Source organism: Acinetobacter sp. YQ_14, from assembly GCF_043102985.1.
GTDB lineage: Bacteria > Pseudomonadota > Gammaproteobacteria > Pseudomonadales > Moraxellaceae > Acinetobacter > Acinetobacter venetianus.
In genome coordinates this window covers 51,863-60,610 of record NZ_JBICJJ010000029.1, presented here as the reverse complement: position 1 = coordinate 60,610, position 8,748 = coordinate 51,863, and the positions used below count along the sequence as shown (strand labels likewise).

The 8,748-nt window shown below is 39.5% G+C and carries 7 protein-coding genes; 2 read left to right on the top strand and 5 right to left on the bottom strand.

Annotated elements, in window-relative coordinates; all coding sequences use genetic code 11:
• Positions 1 to 174: 174 nt before the first annotated feature.
• Both ACF8D3_RS16105 and ACF8D3_RS16100 read left to right on the top strand, forming a co-directional pair.
• Positions 175 to 375, top strand: coding sequence for a hypothetical protein (locus ACF8D3_RS16105; RefSeq protein ID WP_392472424.1), 201 nt, complete (start codon positions 175 to 177; stop codon positions 373 to 375).
• Between the two features lie 120 nt (positions 376 to 495).
• Positions 496 to 1,866, top strand: a complete 1,371-nt coding sequence (locus tag ACF8D3_RS16100; RefSeq protein ID WP_392472422.1) for a phosphomannomutase CpsG — start codon at positions 496 to 498, stop codon at positions 1,864 to 1,866.
• 47 nt (positions 1,867 to 1,913) lie between these two features.
• On the opposite strand, the gene galE is transcribed toward ACF8D3_RS16100, so the two are convergent.
• Genes galE through ACF8D3_RS16075 form a run of 5 tightly spaced genes read right to left on the bottom strand, consistent with a single transcriptional unit; the run spans position 1,914 to position 8,638 of the window.
• Positions 1,914 to 2,930 carry a UDP-glucose 4-epimerase GalE gene (gene galE, locus ACF8D3_RS16095; protein WP_392472420.1) on the bottom strand — a complete coding sequence of 339 codons (1,017 nt, stop codon included), beginning with the start codon at positions 2,928 to 2,930 and terminating at the stop codon, positions 1,914 to 1,916.
• Positions 2,923 to 4,596, bottom strand: coding sequence for a glucose-6-phosphate isomerase (gene pgi / locus ACF8D3_RS16090; RefSeq protein WP_392472418.1), 1,674 nt, complete (start codon positions 4,594 to 4,596; stop codon positions 2,923 to 2,925). The genes galE and pgi overlap by 8 nt, the downstream gene beginning before the upstream one ends.
• 2 nt (positions 4,597 to 4,598) lie before the next feature.
• The gene (locus ACF8D3_RS16085; RefSeq protein ID WP_392472416.1) at positions 4,599 to 5,858 is read right to left on the bottom strand and encodes a nucleotide sugar dehydrogenase; all 1,260 of its coding nucleotides are present in this window, start codon (positions 5,856 to 5,858) and stop codon (positions 4,599 to 4,601) included.
• A 16-nt stretch (positions 5,859 to 5,874) separates the two neighbouring features.
• On the bottom strand, positions 5,875 to 6,750 hold the full coding sequence (galU, locus tag ACF8D3_RS16080; RefSeq protein ID WP_061393497.1) for a UTP--glucose-1-phosphate uridylyltransferase GalU: 876 nt from the start codon (positions 6,748 to 6,750) through the stop codon (positions 5,875 to 5,877).
• 13 nt (positions 6,751 to 6,763) lie between these two features.
• On the bottom strand, positions 6,764 to 8,638 hold the full coding sequence (locus ACF8D3_RS16075; RefSeq protein ID WP_004882105.1) for a nucleoside-diphosphate sugar epimerase/dehydratase: 1,875 nt from the start codon (positions 8,636 to 8,638) through the stop codon (positions 6,764 to 6,766).
• Positions 8,639 to 8,748: the final 110 nt, after the last annotated feature.

Here is an 8,748-nt window from a genome sequence, read left to right as displayed (position 1 = left end):
CTAACAAAATCAGCTTAAAATCCCTCTAAATCTCCCTTTTAAAAGGGAGACTTTATGGATCAAAAAAGGTTGTTTCACGTGAAACAACCTTTTTTATTTTCACTGCCTTATTAAGCCCAAGCTTTTTTATCCTTAATTTAAATCCAGACCTTGCTTGCTACCGTGGTAATTGGTATGAATGCCGACTGGTTAGACTGCCTTGCTCTGCTTTCAAAGCAGTGCTTTGAAATTGTTCAGGATGTGCCGTCAGTCCATGAGCAGCGACTAAAGCTGCGCAAGGCTTTTGTTACTTTTGCCCCCCTAAAAGTCAGGCAATGCCTATACAAAAATAATTTGCTACTCACAGTCAATGAAGCTGTGCCTGTTTATTCTTAAACAAGTAAACATGAGCATATCTATCAAATTTGATCTTCATTAGACGCATATATGTGAGTGTTCAACTCCCCCATCTCTTTGTATACTGCAAGGCATTCACACACAACAGCACTTTTCAAAATGACTCAACTGACTTGCTTCAAAGCGTATGATATTCGCGGAAAATTAGGTACAGAACTGAACGAAGAAATCGCCTATAACATTGGTCGTGCCTATGGGCAAATCTACCAACCTAAAAAAATCGTCATTGGCTGCGACATTCGTTTAAGCAGCGAAGGATTAAAACAAGCAACTATTCGCGGTTTAAATGATGCGGGTGTGAATGTCCTTGATTTAGGTATGACAGGCACTGAAGAAATTTATTTCGGCGCTTTCCATCTTGATGTACAAGGTGGCATTGAAGTGACGGCTAGCCATAATCCAATGGACTACAATGGCATGAAATTGGTTCGTGAAAATGCACGCCCAATCAGTGCAGAAACTGGTTTAAAAGACATTCAAACCCTTGCAGAATCAGGCAATTTTGCAGACGTTGAGCATAAAGGTTCGACTGAAAACTATAATATCTTGCCTGAATTCGTTGATCATTTACTGACTTATATTGATCCGCAAAAAATTAAACCACTCAAACTTGTGGTGAATGCGGGTAATGGTGCGGCAGGACATGTGGTTGATGCGATTGAACAAAAGTTCCAACAGCTCAATATTCCTGTTGAATTTATCAAAATTCATCATGAAGCAGATGGAACTTTCCCAAATGGGATTCCGAATCCAATTTTGATTGAAAATCGTGATAGTACCCGTGATGCTGTTCTTGCACATCAAGCAGATATGGGCATTGCATGGGATGGGGACTTTGACCGTTGCTTCTTGTTTGATGAAAAAGGGCAATTTATTGAAGGCTACTACATCGTGGGTTTATTGGCACAAGCTTTCCTGATCAAACAATCAGGTGAAAAAATTGTGCATGACCCACGCCTAGTTTGGAATACCTTTGATATCGTAGAACAATACCAAGGCATCGCAGTTCAATCCAAATCAGGACATGCTTTTATTAAAGATGTGATGCGCGAACACAATGCAGTATACGGCGGTGAAATGAGTGCACATCACTATTTCCGTGACTTTGCTTATTGCGATAGTGGCATGATTCCTTGGTTACTGACGATTGCGCTTCTCTCAGAAACAGGACAATCGCTTTCGTCATTAGTTGAAAATATGATTGCGAAGTTCCCATGTAGCGGTGAAATCAACTTTAAAGTTGCAGACACACAAGCAACAGTACAAAAGATTTTTGATCATTATGCCAACCAAAATCCACAAGTAGACCGTACAGATGGTGTCAGTCTCGATTTTGGCGCATGGCGTTTAAACGTACGTGCATCGAATACTGAGCCATTGCTTCGACTGAATATCGAAAGTCGCGCAGACAAAAATCCAAAACCAATGCAACATTATGTCGATGAATTAACAACATTGATTCAAGGCTAATGCCCATCAATAAAAAAGGAGCAATTTGCTCCTTTTTTTGAAATGATTCAGTTATAACCATTTGGATTCTGTTTTTGCCAATTCCAACTGTCAGCCAACATATCTTCCAAAGAATATTGCGGTTTCCAACCTAGTTCCTGCTCTGCACGCGTTGCATCTGCATAAAAAGCCGCTAAATCACCCGCTCTACGTTCTACAAATGCTGTGGGGATTTCTACGCCATTGACCTTTTCAAAAGTTTCTTTGATTTGCAAGACAGAAATAGGCACACCTGTACCAATATTCCATGCTCGGCAGCCAGTTTGCTTTAATCGATTGATGACTGCAAATACATGTGCCTTCGCCAAATCAACGACATGAATGAAGTCTCTTTCACAAGTTCCATCCTTAGTCGGATAGTCATTACCAAAAATGGCGAGCTTTTCACGACGCCCCACTGCAACTTGTGTGACATACGGCATTAAATTATTAGGAACACCTTGAGGATCTTCACCAATTTGCCCACTTTTATGCGCACCAACAGGGTTAAAATAACGAAGTAAGGCAATTGACCATCTGACATCCGCTTGTGCTACTTTCTCTAGCATCTGTTCAATCACTAACTTCGTATAGCCATAGTTATTACTAGGCATTCCTGTCATCATCGTCTCTGTCAACGGTGAAATATTTATTTCATCATAAACTGTAGCGGATGAACTAAAAATCAATCTAAATACACTAGCTTTCTCCATCGCTTTGATCAACTGAATACTACCCATAATATTATGATCAAAATAAGTCAATGGAATCAGTTGGCTTTCTCCAACCGCTTTTAAACCAGCAAAATGAATAACAGCATCAATTTGATAGTCATGAAATACCTGATCTAATTCATGCTGATTTCGAATATCGCCCTTAATAAAAACCAAACTCTCGTTAGTCAGTACTTGTACTCGTCTCAAAGACTCTTCAGAGCTATTCGACAAGTTATCAAATGCGATCACCTCATGTCCTGCATTCAACAACTCAATACAAGTATGCGAACCGATATAACCCGCACCACCAGCAACTAAAATCCTAGCCATTGGTTTTCCCTAATAAGATTTTAAGTAAGCCTTGAGTTGATGCATCGAATGTAGATAAATCTTCTTGTTCACAATTAAGAATAGGTAGCAACTGATTGGCAATTTCTTTGCCCTTTTCAACACCCCATTGGTCAAAAGGATTAATGTTCCATAACACCGACTGTACAAAAACTTTATGTTCGTAAGTCGCAATCAACATTCCCAAACTATAGGGATTGAGCTCTTTTAATAAAATCGTTGAACTTGGCTGATTACCTTCATATTGTTTGTAAGTAGGTAAATCTTCAACTTCATCAACCGTTAATGCTTGATTACCGAACGCCAATAAACGCGACTGAGCTAAGCAGTTTGATAATGCCAAATGATGTTGCTCAATCAAAGCTTCTGCATTTTCAGCATAAGTAAATTGATTGGCATTGTATCGTTTAACTGGTGCGATAAAATCACAACTGACCTTATGAGTGCCTTGATGAAGGAGTTGATAAAAAGCATGTTGTGCATTCGGCCCGACCTCTCCCCAAACAATTGGACAAGTCGCGGAATCAACTTTTTCACCACTTCTTTGCGTTGACTTACCGTTCGACTCCATTTCCAGCTGCTGCAAATAAGCAGCAAAATATTTGAGCCGCCCATCATAAGGTAGTACTGCATGTGTTTGAATATCTAGAAAATTATTATTCCAAACACCTAACAACCCAATTAAAACAGGAATATTTTGAGCAAACGGTGCCGTTTGAAAATGCTGATCAATGGCATATGCACCTGACAACAATTGTTTGAAACCATCGATACCCACAGTTAATGCGATCGGTAAACCAATACATGACCAGAGTGAGTATCGACCACCGACCCAATCCCAAAGTAGTAACTGATTTTCTGGTGCAATACCCCACTCAGACATCTTATCCGGTTTGGTTGATACACCAATAAAGTGATGCTTCAGCACATGACTATTTTTACCTAAAGCTTTTTCTAACCATTGACGTACAGTTTGTGCATTCGACAGCGTATCAATCGTACCAAAGGACTTAGACGAAATAATAAATAACGTTGTTTCTGGTCGAAGTTGATGCAGCAAATCAGAAAGCTGACTGCCATCCATCGTCGATACAAAATGAACATCCAAAGGCTTTGCTGTTACGACTTTAAAATCCGAAAGCGCATGTGTGACCATTAATGGGCCGAGATCAGAGCCACCGACCCCAATATTCACCACATCCTGAATCACTTCACCTGTTGCACCACGATATTGGCCTGCATGAATTTTCTCAACTAAGCTATACATCCGCTCTAATTGAGTATGAACTTGTGCCGTAATTTCAGGAAGTACTTGCTGATTTTGCTCAGGCACACGTAAAGCCCAATGCATTGCTGCACGTTGCTCAGTATAGTTAATCTCTTCAAGAGAAAATAATCTTTGGATCCATTGTGTTAGGTCTTGAGCATGGGCTAAATCAACAAGTCCATTTAAAACATTTTGATCAATACGATGCTTACTGAAATCCAAGACCAGCTGTTCTTGTTCGACTGAAAAGCGCTCGAAGCGCCCTAAATCATCTGAGAAAAATTGATTCAAATGCATGTCTTGGGTTTGCATTTTAAGGTTATACAACGTTGACCGTGCTTGTTGCTGGCTTTTAACTATCAAAGGCTGCTTATAATTCATTATCAACGCCCCACCCCCATATAAGCAAACTGTTGTGCTTTGACATATTGGGGATCATAAATATTACGGCCATCTAAAACCAAAGGATGAGCCATACGTTGCATCATTTGTTTAAAATCAGGACTCCAATATTGTTTCCATGCAGTAAGCACACACAACCCATGTGCATTTTCAAGAGCTTCATACTGCTGCTGACAAAGTATCAAGTCATCACGCTGACCATAGATCATCTGAATCTCTTCTAGCGCTTGAGGATCATGTAATTGCACTTTAACGCCCTGCGCCCATAAAGCTTTTAACATCAAATGAATCGGTGAATGTTGTATGCTTGAGGTATTTTCCTTAAACGAAGCGCCCCAAATTGCAATCGTCTTACCATGCAAATCGCCATGATAATAATTCCATAATTTGCGGAATAAAATTTCTTTTTGTTGCTCATTGATTTCCCAAACTTGAGCAAGCAACTGGCTCTTTACTCCAGTATTGGCCACGGTATTCGCAAGCGTCAAAACATCATGGGAAAAGTTTTCTCCACCAAAACCCGCACCAGGCGATAGATAAGCAGTACCAATACGGTTGTCTGCTGCCATCCCTTGGCGAACCGAAGCAATATCAATACCCAACTTTTCAGCGACTACAGCCAAGTCATTAATATAACTAATGCGTGTCGCCAACATGCCTGAAATACTAAGCTTGGTAAACTCAGCATCTAATACAGGCATAAATAAAAATTGTTGCTCAAAAGGAAAAAATGGGCGTAACAACTCTTTGACTTTCTGCTGTGCCGATGGCTCTGTATACCCAACAATGAGTTGTTTTGCTTGAGTGAAACTCTGTAAAGCATTTCCTTCTTGGATAATATCTGGCAGATAAACCCATTCATCTTCAGGCAAAATTTGCTTAAATTTTTCTGTACTATGCAAACCAAATGTTGATGCATTCACCATCAGCTTAGGATGAATAATCGGACGTTGCTGCAATTCAGTTAATAACGCTAAAACTTGCTGCTCTTGTGTCTGATTAAAACTGAATAAATAGACATCAATATCAAGTGGAATATGCTTGAAATTTGCATAATATAAAAAACCACTGTTGAGCTGCTTATCAAGCAAACGGCTTACATTTTCATCATGAAATGAATATTGCACAGTGTTTTCTTTATCATCGGTGTTTGAACACCAATAAACACTGTGCCCAGACTCTGATAGTAATGCAGACATGACCCCTGCATATAGGGTATTGCCAAAAACTGCAAGTTTCATAACCGTTAACCCTAAACTATAGGGCTAACTCACGAATTAAGCCCTTAAACTCTTCACCCAATTTTGGATGTTCAACACCATAGTGTAGTACAGCTTTAAGATACCCAATCTTGCTACCACAATCAAAAGTTTGCCCTTTCATACGATAGGCTTCAACAGTTTCTGATTGTTGCAATGCTGCGATCGCATCCGTCAATTGAATTTCATTTCCTGCACCACGCGGTGTATTCTCTAACAGTGCCATGATTTGCGCAGGTAAAATATAACGGCCAACGACTGACAAATTGGATGGCGCAGTTCCAACACTTGGTTTCTCTACAATGCCTTGCATTACAATACTTTCACCTTCATTTGGCGAATTTTCGACATCAACAATGCCATATTGATCAACCAGATGATCAGGAACAGCTTCAACCATAATTTGTGCAGCATTCGACTGCTCAAAACGGCGAATCATTCGCGATAAATCATTGTCTGCCTCAGCATCTTTGACCAGTACATCGGGTAGCAACACTGCAAAAGCTTCATTCCCGATTACATCTTTGGCGCATAAAACCGCATGTCCCAAACCTAATGGTTGCGGTTGGCGTACACTAATCACGCTAACATGCTTCGGTAAAATATCTGTGATTTCTTTCAGTAGGTCGAACTTCTTCTTTTGTTCTAATATCGTTTCAAGTTCAAAATTACGATCAAAATAGTTCTCAATCGATGCTTTTGATGAGTGAGTCACCAAAATGATCTGCTCAATGCCTGCTTCAACTGCTTCACGCACCACATATTCAATTGCTGGGCGATCAACCACAGTCACCATTTCTTTTGGAATTGATTTGCTCGCTGGTAAAAAACGAGTTCCAAGACCAGCGACAGGCAAAATTGCTTTCTTAATCATTTAATTTCTCAGTTTAATTCACTCTAACTTCATCACTACGCTTGTAGCCATCAACATAATATTCAAGCTGGGTTAATGCCCAATCAACGTCATGTTCGACCGCAGTCATTTGATTAATTCTATCAAAAATCAATTGAATTTCAGCTAATGGATAATGTTTCTCAAAAGACCGTAAAATACGAGTATGTTCTGTGTATTCTGTATTTTCTTGATCAATCAATAATTCCTCATACAGCTTTTCGCCTGGACGCAATCCGCTATATGCAATTTCAATATCACCGTCTAATGATCCAGCTTCACGTACAGTTAAGCCGCTTAACTTGATCATTTGTCGAGCCAAATCTTGAATACGTACAGGCTCACCCATATCAAGCAGAAATACATCTCCTCCCGTCCCGAGTGCGCCAGCCTGAATCACCAACTGTGATGCTTCAGGAATCGTCATAAAATAACGTGTAACGTCTGGATGGGTTACGGTAATCGGTCCACCACGTGCAATTTGCTGCTTAAATAATGGTACAACAGAGCCCGAAGACCCAAGCACATTACCAAAACGAACAATACTAATTTGTGTATTGGGTTGAGTATCGGCAACCGCTTGGCAGTACAGTTCAGCCATTCGTTTTGAAGCACCCATCACATTGGTTGGGCGTACAGCTTTGTCTGTAGAAATTAAAACAAAAGTCTCAACACCATTTTTAATAGCGGCATTCAGACTATTTGCTGTACCAATCGAGTTGTTTTTCAATCCCGCGATTGGATTACACTCAACGAGTGGTACATGCTTATAAGCAGCAGCATGATAAACCGTCTGAATGTGGTACTGTTCAATAATGCGTTCTAGTTTTTGTTGGTCTTGTACTGTTCCTAAAATTGGAATAATTTCGCAATTGGCTGTCTGTCTCAGCTCTTTTTCAATGTCGTACAAAGCGAATTCTGTTAATTCATATAACACCAACATTTTAGGATTATTTTTGATGATCTGACGACATAATTCAGAACCAATAGAACCACCCGCACCTGTCACCATCACAATTTTATTTTGAATATTTTTTGCAAGTAGATGTGAAATAGGAGGAACTGGATCACGCCCCAACAAGTCAATAATATCAACTTCTTGGATGTCTGAAATCTGAATTTCTCCATCAACCAGTTGTGTCAGCCCAGGTAATTCAGTAATTTTTAAATGCGCATTTTCAAACTGTTGAATAATTTCTGTCTTTCTTACGCGACCAACCGAAGGAAGTGCCAGTAAAATTTCCTCGATCCTGTCTTTCTCAAAACGCTGTAATGCTTTTTCAACAGAATATACTTTTAAACCACCAACGATTTGACCTTGTAATGATGCATAGTCATCTATAAAGAAAACTGGTAAATGATCATCTGAACGATGTAATGCAGCAGCCATTTGTTGTCCAGCATCACCTGCACCATATATCGCAATACGTTTCCGGCCAATTTCTGAATAAAATGAAGCCTTAATAATAAAACGGATAGAAGCTCGGCTAATCCAAACCCAAGCAAACATCATAAATCCAAACATAAATGGGATGGACATTGGGATATAAGCTTGTGTACATGTACTTAGGGTGTAGAGCGCGATCATGCTTAAGCTAACAGCGATCGCTAACTTAACAATAAATACTTCATTAAAGGTTCGAACAATAAAGCGATAAACACCAGTGATTGCCAAACTCAAAATTGCAATTAAGGTGACAAGCAAAATACCATGATCAATGCCTGGAATAATTTTGGCACCCAAATCAAACAAACGAATGACATAGCACAACCATAAGATCACTGGAAAAGCTAAAGCATCCAAGATAACAAGGAATATTTGCTTAAATAATCTTGGCGCAGAGGCAAATTGATGAATAATCTTTTTCACAATGATCTTCTAAACAACTCTTTAACAGTTTTATCTTTATAGACACCTCACTTTAAAAGTCGAAATGCCTCTTACATTTTTAATTTCATAATCAGGGATTAATTATAAAC